Origin of the sequence: Pseudomonas sp. 67(2021), assembly GCF_017491835.1 — a bacterium.
GTDB classification, from domain to species: domain Bacteria; phylum Pseudomonadota; class Gammaproteobacteria; order Pseudomonadales; family Pseudomonadaceae; genus Aquipseudomonas; species Aquipseudomonas atacamensis.
On record NZ_JAFGYL010000001.1, the window covers coordinates 1 to 16,737 of the forward strand.

Genomic DNA, 16,737 nt, shown 5'->3' on the forward strand with positions numbered 1-16,737 from the left:
CAACCGAGGCGCGCATTCTACAGCAGCCTCATTTGCTGTCAAGTGATTATTTTCAGAAGTTTTCGAAGAATTCTTCAACAACTTCAACCACTTGCGCTTCCGATCTCTCGTTAGCGGGAGGCGAATTCTACAGCGTTAATCGCTGCTGTCAACACCTCTTTTTCTCCGCTTTCGACCGAGAAGATCGAACCGTTAAAAGAGCCAAACATCACCACTCTCTCAACTCCTTCCAGACTTCGATGACCTGAAGCAAGCCGCTGTCGAAAACTGTGTAACTCTTTGAATCTCAAGGAGTTTTCCGTTTCGACTGCGCCGGAAGTGGGGCGAATTATAGACCTCTGGAATTCGCCGTCAACCCCCAATCTCAACTTTATTCAGATTTCAGCGTAATACGTGCAAAAGCCTTCTTGCCGGCCTGGCAAACGTGAGTCGCGCCCAGTGCATATATAAAGGAGCGATCAACCACCTCACCATCAACACGCACCCCGCCAGCCGCCAACAGATCACGCGCCGCCGCCGAGTTCTTCACCAGGCCTGCCTTATTAAGGACGGCAGCGATCGGCATATCCTCAACCGAAGAGAGTTCGATCTCAGGCAAGTCATCTGGAAGCTCGCCACCCTTCATGCGGTTGCCGGCGCCTCGGTGAGCATTCGCCGCAGCTTCTTCACCATGGAAGCGCGCAACGATCTCTTCAGCCAGCTTGATTTTGATGTCGCGTGGATTCGCTCCAGCTTCGACGTCAGCCCGGAAGGCGTTGATCTCATCCATCGAGCGAAAGCTGAGCAACTCGAAGTAACGCCACATCAGCGCATCCGGGATGGAAACCAGCTTGCTGTACATAACGCCTGGTGCTTCCTGAATACCGACATAGTTGCCCAGCGACTTGGACATCTTCTTCACGCCATCCAGACCTTCCAGCAATGGCATCGTCAGAATGCACTGGGCTTCCTGGCCATAACCACGCTGCAATTCACGCCCCATCAGCAAATTGAATTTCTGATCGGTACCGCCCAGCTCGACATCGGCGCGCAGCGCGACCGAGTCATAACCCTGAACCAGCGGATAGAGGAACTCGTGAATAGCGATCGGCTGGTTGGTGGTATAGCGCTTGTCGAAGTCATCGCGCTCGAGCATGCGAGCGACGGTATATTGCGAAGTCAGGCGAATGAAATCCGCCGGCCCCATCTTGTCCATCCAGGTGGAGTTGAAGGCAACTTCGGTTTTCGCCGGATCAAGGATTTTGAAAACCTGAGTCTTGTAGGTCTCGGCATTTTCCAGAACCTGCTCACGCGTCAGTGGCGGACGCGTGGCGCTCTTGCCACTCGGATCACCAATCATCCCGGTGAAGTCACCTATAAGGAAGATCACCTGGTGCCCCAGTTCCTGAAACTGACGCAGCTTATTAATAAGCACGGTATGCCCAAGATGCAGGTCTGGAGCGGTAGGGTCGAAACCAGCCTTGATACGCAGCGGTTGGCCGCGCTTGAGCTTCTCGACCAGCTCGGACTCGACCAATAGTTCTTCCGCACCACGTTTAATCAGCGCTAGCTGCTCTTCAACCGACTTCATAACAGACCCGCAAGGCTCAGATTCAAAGGGAACCAACCATACAAGAACGCGCACCAATTACAAGTTTTGCCCGGCGCACGGACACCAATCCACAGACCCGAGGTCTGCAGACTTGCTTCAGCGATGATTTGGTTATATTTTATACAGTTATTTCATCTTCATCATGTCATTCATCTTTTCCAATTCATCTATTTCAAAGTCAAAAATTACCTATGACCACAGAACCGTCTAAAGCTCCCCCGCTTTACCCGAAGACCCACCTGCTCGCCGCAAGTGGAATCGCCGCCCTTCTCAGCCTGGCGCTGCTGGTATTTCCCTCCAGCGATGTTGAAGCCAAAAAGACGACTCTGAGTCTTGAACTGGAAAGTCCTGCTGAACAACTGACACAAGATCAAGACGCTGCTGATGCGGCTCAAGCCACAAACGAGCCCGTAGCTTCGCCGTTCGCACAAATCGAAAACAGCGAAGAAAACGCCGCGCAAACCGCTGAAACCGCGCCGGCACCTGTTGCCCCTGCTGAGAAACCAAAAGAGCCTGGGCACCGTGAGGTCGTGGTTTCCAAAGGCGATACGCTGTCTACCCTGTTTGAAAAAGTCGGCCTACCGGCGGCCTCCGTGCACGAAATACTGGCAAGCGACAAGCAAGCCAAGCAGTTCAGCCAACTCAAGCGCGGTCAGAAACTCGAATTCGAACTCAGCCCGGACGGCCAGTTGACCAGCCTGCACAGCAAGGTCAGCGACATTGAAACCATTACTCTGACCAAGAACGATAAGGGCTATTCGTTCAATCGTGTCACCGCCAAGCCAACCGTTCGCACTGCCTACGTCCACGGTGTCATCAACAGCTCACTGTCGCAGTCCGCAGCCCGCGCCGGCCTTTCTCACAGCATGACCATGGACATGGCCAGCGTCTTTGGCTACGACATCGATTTCGCGCAGGACATTCGTCAGGGTGATGAATTCGATGTGATCTACGAGCAGAAAGTCATCAACGGCAAGGCTGTCGGCACCGGCCCGATCCTGTCGGCGCGCTTCACCAACCGCGGGAAGACTTACACCGCTGTTCGCTACACCAACAAACAAGGCAACAGCAGCTATTACACTGCCGATGGCAACAGCATGCGCAAGGCCTTCATCCGTACGCCGGTTGACTTCGCCCGCATCAGCTCGAAGTTCTCCATGGGCCGCAAGCACCCTATCCTCAACAAGATCCGCGCGCACAAAGGTGTCGATTATGCAGCGCCGCGAGGCACGCCGATCAAGGCTGCCGGTGACGGCAAAGTGTTGCTGGCCGGTCGTCGTGGTGGTTACGGCAACACCGTGATCATTCAGCACGGCAACACTTACCGTACGCTCTATGGCCATATGCAGGGCTTTGCCAAAGGCGTGAAAACCGGTGGCAGCGTCAAGCAAGGTCAAGTCATTGGCTACATCGGTACAACTGGCCTTTCCACCGGCCCGCATTTGCACTATGAGTTCCAGGTCAACGGCGTTCACGTCGATCCGCTGGGCCAGAAGCTGCCGATGGCCGATCCGATCGCCAAGTCCGAACGCGCGCGCTTCCTCGCGCAGAGCCAGCCGTTGATGGCGCGCATGGATCAAGAGAAGGCTACCATGCTGGCTTCGAGCAAGCGCTAAGCCATGGCCCTGTATATCGGTGTGATGTCCGGAACCAGTCTCGACGGGCTGGACATCGCCCTGATCGAGCAGACCTCGGCGATCAAACTGATCGCCACCCACTACCTGCCAATGCCTGACTCCCTGCGCGCCGAGCTGCTTGGCTTGTGCGCCAGCGGCCCCGACGAGATCGCCCGCTCGGCGATTGCCCAGCAACACTGGGTCGAACTTGCCGCGTCGGGCATTCACACCCTCCTCGCGCAACAACAACTCAAGCCCGATGCCATTCGTGCCATCGGTAGCCACGGTCAGACCATTCGCCATGAGCCGGCGCGCGGGTTTACCGTGCAGATCGGGAATCCAGCCCTGCTGACTGAGTTGACCGGTATTACCGTCGTCAGCGATTTCCGCAGTCGCGATGTCGCAGCGGGTGGCCAAGGTGCGCCTCTGGTGCCAGCCTTTCACGAAGCGTTGTTTGAAGAGCGTACTGGTAACCAGGCAGTCTTGAATGTCGGCGGATTCAGCAATCTCAGCCTGATTGAGCCGAACAAACCTGTAGCCGGTTTCGACTGCGGGCCGGGGAATGTTCTGATGGACGCCTGGATTCACCGGCAACGTGGCGAAAACTATGACCGGGACGGCAAATGGGCTGCGACCGGCAAGGTTGAACCAGCCCTGCTCAAGGCACTGCTCAGCGACCCGTTCTTCGTCACCAAAGGCCCGAAAAGTACCGGCCGCGAAGTCTTCAATCTGCCATGGCTGGAACAGCATCTTTCGAACCTGCCAACCTTCGCAGCCGAAGACGTTCAGGCCACGCTGCTCGAACTGACGGCGCTCACCATCGTCGAGTCGCTACAAGGCGCTCAATCGGACACTCAGGAATTGCTGGTTTGTGGCGGCGGCGCGCACAACGCGACGCTGATGAGACGTCTGGCGGATCTGCTGCCAAATACCCAAGTCGCCAGCACCGCAACTCACGGCGTTGACCCTGACTGGGTAGAAGCCATGGCCTTTGCCTGGCTGGCTCATTGCTGCCTCGAAGGCATCGCCGCCAATCGGCCAAGCGTCACCGGCGCTCGCGGCCTGCGCGTACTTGGCGCCATCTACCCGGCCTAAACTTCAGATACAAAAACGCCGCAGAACCGAAAGGCTCTGCGGCGTTTTTTTGTGTGCGGTGAAGCGCGATCAGATCGAGAACGACGAACCGCAACCACAAGTCGTGGTGGCATTCGGGTTCTTGATCACGAAGCGCGAACCTTCCAGACCTTCCTGATAATCCACCTCGGCACCGGCCAGGTACTGGAAGCTCATCGGATCGACCACCAGGCTCACGCCTTCGCGCTCGACGATGGTGTCGTCATCGGCCACGTCTTCATCGAAGGTGAAACCGTATTGAAACCCTGAACAACCGCCGCCCGTAACAAATACGCGCAGCTTCAAGCGATCATTCCCCTCTTCATCGACCAGGCTCTTCACCTTGTGCGCAGCACCTTGAGTGAATTGCAAAGCCGTGGGGGTGAAGGATTCGACGCTCATGCTGACTATCTCCCGGCGTTACGCCGCCATAATGCGTGATGACGCGCATTATCCGCTTGTCCTAGAAAATTGGTCAACTATTAGAGGAGCAGCGGCAAGCTTCAAGCGGTGAGCTTCAAGCTTGCCTCTGATCTCTTGTAGCTTGTGGCTTGAAGCTCGCAGCTGCTTTTAAGGCAGCATGCCGGCGTGTGACAGGCCGAAGCGCTCGTCCAGTCCGAACAGAATGTTCATGTTCTGCACCGCCTGGCCCGAGGCGCCCTTGACCAGGTTGTCGATCACCGACAGCACGACCACCAGATCGCCATCCTGTGGACGATGCACGGCGATGCGGCAGACGTTGGCGCCGCGCACGCTACGGGTTTCCGGGTGGCTGCCGGCTGGCATGACATCGACGAACGGTTCGTTGGCATAGCGCTTTTCGAACAGTGCCTGCAGATCAACCGAGCGATCCGCTACTGTCGCGTAGAGCGTGGAGTGAATACCGCGAATCATCGGCGTCAGGTGCGGGACGAAGGTCAGGCCGACGTCCTTGCCCGCCGCGCGACGCAGGCCCTGGCGAATTTCCGGCAGATGACGATGACCTTTTACCGCATAGGCCTTCATGCTTTCCGACGTCTCGGAGTACAAAGAACCAACAGCCGCACCACGCCCGGCACCACTGACACCGGATTTGCAGTCGGCGATCAAACGCGATGCGTCGGCCAGACCTGCTTCCAGCAACGGCAGGAAACCCAATTGCGTTGCGGTCGGATAGCAACCCGGCACCGCGATCAGGCGCGCTTTCTTGATCTGCTCGCGATTGACTTCCGGCAGACCATAGACCGCTTCGTCCAGCAATTGCGGTGCGCCGTGTGGCTGGCCGTACCACTTGGCCCATTCATCAGCATCTTGCAGACGGAAGTCAGCGGACAGGTCGATGACCTTGGTGCCCGCCGCCAGCAGCTCGCCTGCCAAGGCGTGAGCCACACCGTGTGGCGTGGCGAAGAAAACCACATCGCAGGCGCCAAGGGTTTTCACGTCCGGCACGCTGAACGCCAGCCCGTCATAGTGACCGCGCAGGTTCGGGTACATGTCAGCCACGGCCAGACCGGCCTCGGATCGGGAAGTGATGACGACCACTTCTGCCTGCGGATGCTGTGCCAACAGACGCAGCAGTTCGACACCGGTGTAACCCGTGCCGCCGACGATACCGACCTTGACCATAAACCTGCCCTCAACGAACCCACTGGAAAGCCGTCGATAATAGGGGTCGCGCGCGCCTGCGACAACCGCCAAGGTGACGCGCGGACGCTCAAGCCTCTACTATCTGGCTACCGTGAATGAGGGAATAACCAAAAATGCTCTATCTATGGCTCAAAGCGTTTCACATTGTCAGCGTCGTCTGCTGGTTTGCCGGGCTGTTCTACTTGCCGCGCCTGTTCGTTTACCACGCGCAAAGCACCGACACGATCAGCCAGGAACGCTTCAGCGTCATGGAGCGCAAGCTGTATCGCGGCATCATGGGCCCGGCGATGATCGCCACGTTGATCTTCGGTGGCTGGCTGATCTACCTCAACCCGAGCCTTTTCAGCCAGGGCGGTTGGATTCACGCAAAACTGACTCTGGTCGTTCTGCTGATCGGTTACCACCATATGTGCGGCGCGCAGGTAAAACGCTTCGCCCGTGGCGAAAACACCCGCAGCCATGTCTTTTATCGCTGGTTCAATGAAGTGCCGGTTCTGATATTGCTGGCTATCGTAATTCTGGTCGTGATCAAGCCGTTCTAACTTCAACCAATACAGATCCTCGGGGTGTTCTCAATGTCGCTGCCCGCTCTGCTCGAACAACGTCTGCGTCTGCCCGTCGTGGCGGCGCCGATGTTTCTGATCTCCAATCCGGAACTGGTGCTCGCCTGCTGCCGCAACGGCGTGGTCGGCAGCTTTCCGGCGCTGAACCAACGCGAAAGCAGTGGGTTCAAGGCTTGGCTGGAACAGATCGAGGCGGGCCTGGCGACGCTGGATAATCCGGCCCCTTATGCGGTGAACCTGATTGTTCACCACAGCAACCCGCGCCTTCAGGCGGATCTGGACATTTGCGTCGAGCATAAGGTGCCGATCGTTATCACCAGCCTCGGCGCGGTGAAGGAACTGGTCGACGCGGTGCACAGCTACGGCGGTCTGGTGTTTCACGACGTGACCACGCGGCGCCATGCCGAGAAAGCCGCTGAAGCGGGTGTCGACGGGCTGATTGCCGTCGCGGCCGGCGCCGGCGGGCATGCCGGCACCTGGAGTCCGTTTGCGCTGATTGCCGAGATCCGTGAGTTTTTCGACAAGACGCTGTTGCTTGCAGGATGTTTGAACCACGGCCATGAGATTCTCGCCGCACAGTTGCTCGGTGCGGATTTGGCCTACTTCGGTACGCGATTTATCGGCACCACCGAAAGTCACGCGCCTGACGCTTATAAAGAGATGCTGCTGACAGCCAAGGCTGCCGACATCATTCATACTCCAGCGGTGTCGGGAGTGCCGGCCAGTTTCATGCGCCAGAGCCTGGAGGCGGCCGGTTTCGACATGGCGGCCCTGCAAGGCAAGGGCGAGGTCAATTTCGGCGACAAGCTCAAGCCGATCAACGATGAAGCCAAAGCCTGGAAGACCGTGTGGTCGGCGGGTCAGGGTGTTGGCCAGATTGGTGATCTGCCAAGCGTGGATCAGTTGATCGCGCGGCTCGACGCCGAATATCGTCAAGCCCAAGCGCGCGCTGCACAGTTGCCACAACGCTGGCCGCGCTGAAAAACATATCTGGCCAGTCCTGATCAGACTGGCTGCCAAATGAATCGCGACAAGGATGCCTCGGCCATGAGCGACACCCGTTACAAGATCGTCTTCGACGGCGCACTACAGCCCGGCGTCGACCTCACCACCGCCAAAATGAATCTGGCAGATCTGTTCAAAAGCGATGTGGCCGCCATCGAGCGCCTGTTCAGTGGCCGCACCGTCGCCCTCAAACGTGATCTGTCCCACAGCGATGCCCAGACGTATTTGCAGGCGTTGAACAAAACCGGGATCGATGCGCGGATCGAAGCGGAAACCGCCATCGAGCTGAATCTCGCGGATGTCCACGATAACCCTGCAGCGGTGGCGGAACCGGACTCGCCTTACGCACCGCCGCGCGCCAATGTCGGTGAAGCTCTGCCGCCATTCGCCACGCTCAAGCCATTCAGCGTCGAAGGCCGGATCGGTCGCCTGCGCTTTCTGGCCTGGACCATGGTCTTGAGCCTGGTGACCCTGCCCATCGTCGGCGTGTTTGCTTTGATTGCGTTGGGCTTGGTCAGCGGCGACTCGACTACCGGGCTGATCCTCGGCGGCATTCTGGCGGTCTTCCTGTTCCTCGGCTTCATGATCGTCAGCATTCTGTTCAGCGTTCAGCGCCTGCACGATATCGGCTGGTCGGGCTGGCTGTGGCTGTTGAACCTGGTGCCGTTCGTCGGCAGTATCTTCCCGCTGGTAATGATGGTCGTACCCGGCAATGCCGGCGCCAACCGCTATGGCCCGCCGCCGCCACCGAACAGCACGGCGGTGAAAGTGCTGTGCTCGTTGTGGATCGTATTCTTCGCACTGATTTTTGCCGGCGGCCTGCTTGGCGGCTTCTCGGCTGTGCAGGAAGAATATGAAAGCAATCTGGAGAGCAGCTATGACAGCGGCTCGGTGACCACCGACGAAGTTGAGGTTGTCGAGCCGCCAGCGATTTCCGCCGACGAGGCAGCCGAACCGGCGCAGGCCCCTGTAGACTCTGCGCAAGAATGAACAGCGCTCCCTGCCGCGACAACCGCGTCGCCGGCGCGGAGCTGTTGCGATGGAGAACTGCATGACCCGTTACGCTCTGATCACTGGCGCTTCCAGCGGCATTGGCCTGGCCATGGCCGAAGCGCTGGCCCGGCGCGGCCGCAGCCTGATTCTGGTGGCACGACAGCGTGATCAGCTGGAAAGTATCGCCATCGAGCTGACCCAGCGTTTCGATGTCGAAGTATTATTTCGCGCCTGCGACCTCGGCGAACCGTTGCGCCTGTCAGGCTTTTTGCTGGAGCTGGAAGAAGGCGACCGGCAGATCGATCTGCTGGTCAATTGCGCCGGCATCGGCACCTGCGGGCCATTCCTGGCGCAAGACTGGATGACCGAGCAGGACCTCATCGAGGTCAATATCCTCGCCCTCACCCGCCTCTGCCATGCGCTGGGTAACAGCATGGCGCTGCTGGGTGGCGGGCAGATCCTCAATGTCGCGTCGGTGGCTGCGTACAGCCCCGGCCCATGGATGAGCACCTACTACGCCAGCAAAGCCTATGTGCTGCATTTTTCCGAAGCCCTGCGCGTGGAGCTCAAACAAAGCGGCGTGAAAGTCTCCGTGCTTTGCCCCGGCCCGACGCGCACACCGTTCTTCCGAACCGCACAGATGAGTAGCGAAAAGATCGAAAGCAGCCACTCGCTGATGAGTCCGGAAGAAGTGGCACTGCATGCCGTACGCGCACTGGATAAAAACCGCGCCATCATTATTCCGGGACGGCGCAACCGCTGGCTGGCGTTCCTGCCGCGACTAGGTTCGCGCTGGCTTAACCGGACGATTGTCGGCATGGTCAATAAAGCTTACTGCCCCCGCTAGGAACACGACTTCGAAGCGGTACACTCTATTCAGCCCAACTCAACGGAGAAACAGCAGTGGAAACTCTGTTCACCAAGATCATCAACCGGGAAATCCCGGCCAATATCATCTACGAGGACGACCAGGTTCTGGCCTTCCACGACATCGCCCCACAGGCTCCGGTGCACTTTCTGGTGATCCCGAAAAAACCGGTGCGCACGCTCAACGACCTGACCGAAGACGACAAGGCACTGGCCGGGCACATCCTGTTCACCGCGCAGCGTCTGGCGCTGGAACTGGGTTGCGAAGAAGGCTTCCGCGTGGTGATGAACTGCAATGAACTTGGCGGGCAGACTGTCTATCACATCCATATGCACGTGCTGGGTCAGCGCCAGATGAACTGGCCGCCGGGCTGATTGGCGACAACCAACCGTGGGAGCGAGCCTGCTCGCGAAGGCGCCGATACATTCAACACTTCAGTATCCGATAATCCGCTTTCGCGAGGAGGCTCGCTCCCACAAAAAAGCCTGACCGCCCAGCAAGTGACCCAGCGCAAACCCTCGACGGCCGATTCGGTTAAACTGGCCGCCGAGATTCTTCCCGGAGGTCAGCATGACTACCCAACGTCACTACTCGCCCATAGACCGTCTGCTGCTGCAAGCCGATGCCGCGATGCGCACCCTGTTGCCCTTCAGTGGCCAGCCGTACCGCCCGTCGCCGGCGATTCTGCAGCCGGATACGCAGATGAGCGATGAAGACACCCGCCATGTCGCCGGTCTGATGCGCATCAACCACACCGGCGAAGTCTGTGCCCAGGCGCTGTATCAGGGGCAGGCGCTGACCGCCAAGTTGCCGCAGGTACGCGCAGCCATGGAGCACGCGGCTGAAGAAGAGATCGATCATCTGGTCTGGTGTGAACAGCGCATCCATCAGCTGGGTAGCCACACCAGCGTGCTGAATCCACTGTTTTACGGCATGTCGTTCGGTATCGGCGCGGTCGCCGGGCTGATCAGCGACAAGGTCAGCCTTGGTTTCGTTGCGGCAACCGAGCATCAGGTCTGCAAGCACTTGAACGAACATCTGGAGCAGTTGCCTGCCGAGGACGAGAAGTCCCGGGCAATTCTCGAGCAGATGCGCATCGATGAAGAACACCATGCGGAAAGTGCGCTGGATGCGGGCGGATTTCGTTTTCCGGCGCCGGTAAAGTTCGGCATGAGTTTGTTGGCGAAGGTGATGACCAAGAGTACTTATCGGATCTGAGATCCGTGTCGGTGCTGATGACCTCTTCGCGAGCAGGCTCGCTCCCACAGAGGTTTTGTGTGAGGCATGAAAAAGGCGACCAGGAGGTCGCCTTTTTTGTTTCCGGGAATCTTAGGTCGGCATGTTGCGCGCGTAGAAGATTTCCAGCATTTCGTGTTTCACACGGTCGGTCACCTGGGCACGCTGCTCGGGCGAGAGGTTGCTGGTGGCATCGCCGAACAGGTAGTTGTCCAGTTCGAAGTTCTTCAGCAGCATTTTGGTGTGGAACAGGTTTTCCTGGTACACGTTCACGTCGGTCATCTGGTACGCGTCGCGAGTGTCTTCGGAGAGGTAGTTCTGGATCGAGTTGATCTCGTGGTCGATGAAGTGCTTGTTGCCTTCAACGTCACGGGTGAAGCCGCGCACACGGTAATCCACGGTCACGATGTCCGAATCGAACTGGTGAATGAGGAAGTTGAGCGCTTTGAGCGGTGAAATGACACCACAGGTCGACACGTCGATATCCACACGGAAGGTCGCAATACCATCGTCCGGATGGATTTCCGGATAGGTGTGCACCGTGATGTGGCTCTTGTCGAGGTGGGCCAGAATAATTTCGGGCAAAGGGCCCGGCGATTCTTCGATCTGGCTGTCAGTCGGGGTTACCGGCTCTTCCGAAATCAGAATCGTGACGCTGGCGCCCTGGGGTTCATAGTCCTGACTGGCGATGTTCAGGATGTTGGCACCAATGATCTCGACAACTTCTGTGAGAATCTGCGTCAGGCGTTTCGCGTTGTACTCTTGATTGATGTACTCAACGTAAGCCTGCTGGTCTTGCGGGGTTTCCGCGTAGCAGATGTCATAGATGTTGAAGCTCAAGGTCTTTGTCAGGTTATTGAACCCGTGGAGCTTGAGTTTGCTTTTCACCGTTAAAAACTCTCTATGTATGCGGCGCGGCCGCGTGATCAAGCATGCCCGTCAAGTGCGAACAACGCACCTGCGTAGGACGGTTAACACCTCTTCGCGATGGCGATTTTGGTTATCTGTTCAGGCGGATGACCCGTCGGCTGACCGATCACTGCCCTGAAAAAAGTGGCGCATTATGCAGACGTCAGCGGGGGATCGCCAGAGTCTGCACTGCTTATATGATAGTTGAATGTCGGTTCAGCCGAGTTCGACGATTTCATAATCGTGGGTGATTGCCACGCCAGCCGCGCCGAGCATGATCGACGCCGAGCAATATTTCTCGGCCGACAGTTCGATGGCGCGCTTGACCTGAGCTTCTTTCAAGCCCCGGCCCTTGACCACGAAGTGCATGTGGATCTTGGTAAACACCTTCGGATCTTCAGTCGCACGCTCGGCGTCGAGGAAGGCTTCACAGCTTTCAACGGCCTGGCGCGACTTCTTCAGGATGCTGACCACATCGAAATTGCTGCAACCGCCGACACCCAGCAAGAGCATTTCCATCGGGCGAACCCCGAGGTTACGGCCGCCGGCGTCCGGCGGGCCGTCCATCACCACGACATGACCGCTGCCGGATTCGCCGAGGAACATGGCTTCGCCAGCCCATTGGATGCGTGCCTTCATCGCCCAGACTCCACTGTAAAAAAAGGGTCGCCAGCTTAGCACAGCGCTTTGTCCCGACAGGAACGACGTCCTAGGACGGATGCTTTCTGGCTGTAGGTAATTTCTCGAATTTACGACGAAGTGTCTGGTAAGCTGGCGCCAATTCGCTGGCGCCAATTCGTCAGCTCTGTAGCGACCGCCTTCAGCGCCTCATAACAACTCAAACATCACCGTGCAGTCTTTTCGGGATACAACCATGGTTGCTATTACCCCCACACCCAAAATCAAGAACATCGACAAGCTGTTGATGCATTGCCAGCGCCGGCGTCATGCGGCCAAGAGCAACATCATCTGCGCCGGGGATCGCTCGGACACGCTGTACTTCATCATCAAGGGTTCGGTCACCATCCTCATCGAAGATGACGATGGCCGCGAGATGATCATCGCCTACCTCAACGCCGGGGATTTCTTCGGCGAATTGGGTCTGTTCGAGCAGGCAGGTCAGGAGCAGGAACGCAGCGCTTGGGTGCGGGCCAAGGTCGAATGCGAAACCGCGGAAATCAGTTACGCCAAGTTCCGCGAGTTATCGCAGCAGGATCCAGACATTCTTTACGCGCTCAGCGGACAAATCGCACAGCGTCTGCGCAACACCACACGCAAAGTCGGCGACCTGGCGTTTTTCGACGTCACCGGCCGCGTCGCCCGCTGCCTGCTGGAGCTGTGCAAACAGCCGGACGCCATGACACACCCGGATGGCATGCAGATCAAGGTGACCCGTCAGGAAATCGGCCGGATTGTCGGTTGTTCACGGGAGATGGTCGGCCGCGTGCTCAAGGATCTGGAAGAACGCAACCTGGTCGATGTGAAAGGCAAGACGATGGTGGTCTTCGGCACGCGCTAGACGTAAATCTGCGCCAGCATCAAACGAAACAATTCATCGAGACGCGCCAACGCCTGTGGCGCGTTGAATTTCTCATGCAGGGCAATGTGGCTTTGCGCCCTCACCCGCTGCTCCAGGCCACAGGCTTCATTGAAGCGATTGACCGCAGCAACCATCGCTTCGCGCTCGTCATCCATCAGCATTGCACCGTGCACCAAGCCCACCGGACGCAGGCCGCCCTGGCTCTGGCGCCAGCGCTGGGCGGTGCCGACCATCTTGCGACCGTCGAGATTGACGTTGAAACGTCCATCACAGAATGCGCCTTCGATTTCGCCCACGGACGAGGTGCCACCCAACTCATCCAGCAACTGACAGATCGGATCGCACAGGCGGCGGTAGCCGGTTTCGATGCGGTTCAGATCGCCTTCGCTGCGAGGCGGGGCATACACCAAGGCAATGTTGATGGTCGCAGCGGATTGCGGGACGGGCTCACCGCCCGTTTCACGCAACAGCACCGGCCAGCCAGCGGCAGCGGAGACTTCGCAGGCGTGGTCGAATTGCGCGAGTCGGTTGAGGCGGCGCGGCATGACCAGGGCGCGGTCGGTGGGTTGCCAGAACAGCAGGCCAAATTCGGCGTCGCCAGCGCAGACCGAGGCCAGCAAGTCCTGTTCGGCTTGCAGGCCGGATTCGATGGTCAGCGGGGTTGGCAGCGACATAACAGGCTCCGGCAACATGGAAATCTTTAGCGGTTTCGATGGCCCCTTCGCGAGCAGGCTCGCTCCCACACTGGAATGCAATCCTCTGTGGGGGCGAGCCTGCTCGCGAATGAGGTCGACTCGGTCAGTCGAGGGTCGAACCACTGATCGGCACACCACGCTCCGGGAAAAACAGGCGCTGCAATTCAATCCCCGGATTTTCCGCGCGCATGAACGCTTCGCCGACCAGGAACGAGTACACATCGCTGATTTCCATCAGCTCGACGTCGGCCCGATTGAGGATGCCGCTCTCGGTGATCACCAGGCGATCGCGCGGGATGCGCGGCAGCAGGTCGAGGGTGGTTTCCAGGCTGACATCAAAAGTATGCAGGTTGCGGTTGTTGACCCCGACCAGCGGCGTGTCGAGGGTTTTCAACGCGCGCTCAAGTTCGTCACCGTCGTGCACTTCCACCAGGACGTCGAGACCGACGCCTCTGGCTACGGCGGCCAGCTCGGCCATCTTCACGTCGTCCAGTGCGGAGACGATCAACAGCACGCAATCGGCGCCCAGCGCGCGGGCTTCAACGATCTGGTACGGATCGATCATGAAATCCTTGCGGATCACCGGCAATTTGCAGGCGGCGCGCGCCTGTTGCAGATAGGCATCGGCGCCCTGGAAGTAATCGATGTCGGTCAGCACCGACAGACAGGTCGCCCCGCCCTTTTCGTAGCTCTTGGCGATGTCGGCCGGCACGAAGTCTTCGCGGATCACGCCTTTGCTCGGCGAAGCCTTTTTGATTTCGGCAATCACCGCCGGTTGTTTCTTCTTCGCTTGCGCCAGCAATGCCTGGGCAAAACCACGGGGTGCATCGGCCGCCTTGGCCAGACTTTCCAGCTCGCTCAGGCTGACCCGGGCGCTGCGCTCGGCGACTTCCTCAACCTTGCGCGCCAGAATGTTTTCCAGAACCGTCGGTACACTCATCCTTCATTCTCCACTTTGAATACCGCGGTAAAGGCACCCAGCTCCTCGAGCTTTTCCCGAGCGAGGCCGGTGTGCAGCGCGTCGTGCGCCAGCTCCACACCTTGTTTCAGACTGCTTGCCAGGTCGGCGGCGTACAGCGCCGCACCGGCATTGAGCACAATCATCTCGGCAGCTTTCTGGCCGTTTTCGGTTTTGCGTTTACCGAGAGCGTCACGGATCAGCGCCAGCGATGCTTCCGGGCCTTCGACGGACAGGCCGTGCAGGCTCTGACTCTTCATGCCGAGGTCTTCCGGTTCGACCCAATACTCAGTGATTTCGTTGTTCTTCAGCTCGGCAACAAAGGTCGGCGCGGCGAGGCTGAATTCGTCCAGGCCGTCCTTCGAGTGCACGACCAGCACGTGTTTGCTGCCCAGTCGCTGCAAGACTTCGGCCAATGGCCGGCACAGCGTCTGGGTGAACACGCCGACGACCTGATGTTTCACACCGGCCGGATTCGTAAGCGGGCCGAGCATGTTGAACAGCGTGCGCAGGCCGAGTTCGCGGCGCGGGCCGGCGGCGTACTTCATCGCTTTGTGGTGGGTCTGGGCGAACATGAAACCGATGCCGACGTTGTCGATGCAGCGCGCGACCTGCACCGGGGTCAGGTTCAGATAAATGCCGGCAGCTTCCAGCAGATCGGCACTGCCGCTCTTGCCGGACACCGCGCGGTTGCCGTGCTTGGCCACGGTGCAACCGGCCGCTGCGACAACAAAGGAAGATGCGGTCGAGACGTTGAAGATGTTCGCACCGTCACCGCCGGTGCCGACCACATCGACCACGCCGTCGAGGGTTTTCAGCTCGACCTGATCGGCCAGCTCACGCATCACCGACACCGCGCCGACGATTTCGTCGATGCTCTCGCTCTTTATGCGCATTGCCATCATGAACGCGCCGATCTGCGCTTCGGTGCACTGGCCGGTCATGATCTCGCGCATCACATCGCGCATTTCATCGGTGCTGAGGTCGAGGTGTTCGACGATACGGCTGAGGGCTGTCTTGATATTCATGGGAAGTCCTTAGCGCGTGCCGCCGGTTTGTTTGAGGAAATTGGCAAACAGTTCATGACCCTGCTCGGTGAGGATCGACTCGGGGTGGAACTGTACGCCCTCGATGTTCAGGGTCTTGTGACGCAGGCCCATGATCTCGTCGACCGAGCCGTCGTCGTGCTGGGTCCACGCGGTCAGCTCGAGGCAATCGGGCAGGCTGTCGTGCTTGACGATCAGCGAGTGATAACGGGTAACGGTGAGCGGATGATTGAGGCCGGCGAACACGCCCTTGTCCTCGTGGAATACCGGGCTAGTCTTACCGTGCATGACCTGGCGGGCACGCACCACATCACCGCCGAAGGCCTGGCCGATGGACTGGTGGCCGAGACAGACGCCGAGGATCGGCAGCTTGCCGGCGAAGTGCTTGATCGCATCAATAGAGACGCCCGCCTCGGTGGGCGTGCACGGCCCGGGGGAAACCACGATGCGCTCGGGATTCAGCGCTTCGATTTCGGCGATGGTCAGTTCGTCGTTGCGCACCACTTTGACCTCGGCACCCAGCTCGCCGAGGTATTGCACAACGTTGTAGGTAAAGGAGTCGTAGTTGTCGATCATCAGCAACATGGCGTTTCGAACCTCTTGAATTCTGACTTGATGACAGCCTTCAGATAACTTGCCCGCAGGGCGCTGCGCGATGTCGGACGCGCACAGGGCGCCAGCACAGCGGCATTTCAAACAGACAAGGAAGGCAAAGCGATACAGATCCGGCGGAGCCGGCAGAGAAGATTCAGGCGCGCCAACGCCAGCGGGCGTGTGCCTTGATGACTTGATCCAGGAGTTTGCTGGTGATCAACACGGGGAAGGTCTCGTTCATACGTTCCGGCACAGTAACTTAGCTGGGCGGAGCGTGCAATATGGCGGGGCCTGCGGGTTATAAAACGGCAGAGGGATTCACGACCGATGGCAAAACGCCGAACGTTTTTGGTACTGTCGTTTCGTTCACCTACAACAATAAAT

The 16,737-nt window shown here is 58.6% G+C and carries 19 protein-coding genes; 10 read left to right on the forward strand and 9 right to left on the reverse strand.

Annotated elements, in window-relative coordinates:
• Positions 1–248, forward strand: a 248-nt coding sequence (locus tag J5M66_RS00005; protein WP_207817480.1) for a hypothetical protein, incomplete at its 5' end; no start/stop codon positions are given.
• A gap of 122 nt (positions 249–370) precedes the next feature.
• Here J5M66_RS00005 and tyrS read toward each other — a convergent pair.
• Positions 371–1,570: a tyrosine--tRNA ligase gene (gene tyrS / locus J5M66_RS00010; protein ID WP_207807657.1), complete on the reverse strand. Its 1,200-nt coding sequence runs from the start codon at positions 1,568–1,570 to the stop codon at positions 371–373.
• Between the two features lie 212 nt (positions 1,571–1,782).
• Between tyrS and J5M66_RS00015 the strand changes: the two genes are divergently transcribed.
• Entirely contained in the window at positions 1,783–3,207 is a 1,425-nt protein-coding gene (locus J5M66_RS00015) for a peptidoglycan DD-metalloendopeptidase family protein (RefSeq protein ID WP_207807658.1), read from the forward strand.
• A gap of 3 nt (positions 3,208–3,210) precedes the next feature.
• Positions 3,211–4,302 (forward strand): anhydro-N-acetylmuramic acid kinase, encoded by a 1,092-nt coding sequence (locus tag J5M66_RS00020; RefSeq protein WP_207807466.1) that lies wholly within the window; start codon positions 3,211–3,213, stop codon positions 4,300–4,302.
• 69 nt (positions 4,303–4,371) lie between these two features.
• On the opposite strand, the gene erpA is transcribed toward J5M66_RS00020, so the two are convergent.
• Both erpA and argC read right to left on the reverse strand, forming a co-directional pair.
• Complete coding sequence (gene erpA, locus J5M66_RS00025) at positions 4,372–4,722, reverse strand: iron-sulfur cluster insertion protein ErpA (RefSeq protein WP_007918905.1); 351 nt, start codon at positions 4,720–4,722, stop codon at positions 4,372–4,374.
• 168 nt (positions 4,723–4,890) lie between these two features.
• A complete protein-coding gene (gene argC, locus J5M66_RS00030; protein ID WP_056786719.1) occupies positions 4,891–5,925 on the reverse strand; it encodes an N-acetyl-gamma-glutamyl-phosphate reductase in 1,035 nt (344 codons plus the stop codon).
• Between the two features lie 134 nt (positions 5,926–6,059).
• Between argC and hemJ the strand changes: the two genes are divergently transcribed.
• From hemJ to coq7, 6 genes are all read left to right on the forward strand, one after another.
• Positions 6,060–6,488: a protoporphyrinogen oxidase HemJ gene (gene hemJ / locus J5M66_RS00035; RefSeq protein ID WP_123443853.1), complete on the forward strand. Its 429-nt coding sequence runs from the start codon at positions 6,060–6,062 to the stop codon at positions 6,486–6,488.
• A gap of 33 nt (positions 6,489–6,521) precedes the next feature.
• On the forward strand, positions 6,522–7,490 hold the full coding sequence (locus tag J5M66_RS00040; protein ID WP_073476596.1) for a nitronate monooxygenase family protein: 969 nt from the start codon (positions 6,522–6,524) through the stop codon (positions 7,488–7,490).
• Positions 7,491–7,556: 66 nt separating this feature from the next.
• The gene (locus J5M66_RS00045; protein ID WP_123443856.1) at positions 7,557–8,504 is read left to right on the forward strand and encodes a DUF805 domain-containing protein; all 948 of its coding nucleotides are present in this window, start codon (positions 7,557–7,559) and stop codon (positions 8,502–8,504) included.
• Between the two features lie 61 nt (positions 8,505–8,565).
• On the forward strand, positions 8,566–9,354 hold the full coding sequence (locus J5M66_RS00050; protein ID WP_056786709.1) for an SDR family oxidoreductase: 789 nt from the start codon (positions 8,566–8,568) through the stop codon (positions 9,352–9,354).
• 56 nt (positions 9,355–9,410) lie between these two features.
• Positions 9,411–9,749, forward strand: a complete 339-nt coding sequence (locus J5M66_RS00055) for a histidine triad nucleotide-binding protein (RefSeq protein ID WP_123443851.1) — start codon at positions 9,411–9,413, stop codon at positions 9,747–9,749.
• A gap of 196 nt (positions 9,750–9,945) precedes the next feature.
• Complete coding sequence (gene coq7, locus J5M66_RS00060; protein WP_041476678.1) at positions 9,946–10,593, forward strand: 2-polyprenyl-3-methyl-6-methoxy-1,4-benzoquinone monooxygenase; 648 nt, start codon at positions 9,946–9,948, stop codon at positions 10,591–10,593.
• 111 nt (positions 10,594–10,704) lie between these two features.
• On the opposite strand, the gene speD is transcribed toward coq7, so the two are convergent.
• Both speD and J5M66_RS00070 read right to left on the reverse strand, forming a co-directional pair.
• Positions 10,705–11,499 carry an adenosylmethionine decarboxylase gene (gene speD / locus J5M66_RS00065; RefSeq protein WP_024014530.1) on the reverse strand — a complete coding sequence of 265 codons (795 nt, stop codon included), beginning with the start codon at positions 11,497–11,499 and terminating at the stop codon, positions 10,705–10,707.
• Positions 11,500–11,736: 237 nt separating this feature from the next.
• Positions 11,737–12,159, reverse strand: coding sequence for an OsmC family protein (locus J5M66_RS00070; RefSeq protein ID WP_016772921.1), 423 nt, complete (start codon positions 12,157–12,159; stop codon positions 11,737–11,739).
• A gap of 235 nt (positions 12,160–12,394) precedes the next feature.
• On the opposite strand from J5M66_RS00070, the gene crp reads away from it, so the two are divergent.
• Complete coding sequence (gene crp, locus J5M66_RS00075; RefSeq protein WP_016772920.1) at positions 12,395–13,039, forward strand: cAMP-activated global transcriptional regulator CRP; 645 nt, start codon at positions 12,395–12,397, stop codon at positions 13,037–13,039.
• On the opposite strand, the gene J5M66_RS00080 is transcribed toward crp, so the two are convergent.
• The 4 genes from J5M66_RS00080 to J5M66_RS00095 form a co-directional block, all read right to left on the reverse strand.
• A complete protein-coding gene (locus J5M66_RS00080) occupies positions 13,036–13,734 on the reverse strand; it encodes a lipoate--protein ligase family protein (protein ID WP_125925546.1) in 699 nt (232 codons plus the stop codon). The two genes, crp and J5M66_RS00080, sit on opposite strands and share 4 nt — an antisense overlap.
• Before the next feature lie 124 nt (positions 13,735–13,858).
• Positions 13,859–14,695, reverse strand: a complete 837-nt coding sequence (gene trpC / locus J5M66_RS00085; RefSeq protein WP_123443849.1) for an indole-3-glycerol phosphate synthase TrpC — start codon at positions 14,693–14,695, stop codon at positions 13,859–13,861.
• On the reverse strand, positions 14,692–15,741 hold the full coding sequence (gene trpD, locus J5M66_RS00090; RefSeq protein ID WP_123443848.1) for an anthranilate phosphoribosyltransferase: 1,050 nt from the start codon (positions 15,739–15,741) through the stop codon (positions 14,692–14,694). The genes trpC and trpD overlap by 4 nt, the downstream gene beginning before the upstream one ends.
• A gap of 9 nt (positions 15,742–15,750) precedes the next feature.
• Positions 15,751–16,344 carry an aminodeoxychorismate/anthranilate synthase component II gene (locus J5M66_RS00095; protein WP_041476683.1) on the reverse strand — a complete coding sequence of 198 codons (594 nt, stop codon included), beginning with the start codon at positions 16,342–16,344 and terminating at the stop codon, positions 15,751–15,753.
• Between the last annotated feature and the right edge of the window lie 393 nt (positions 16,345–16,737).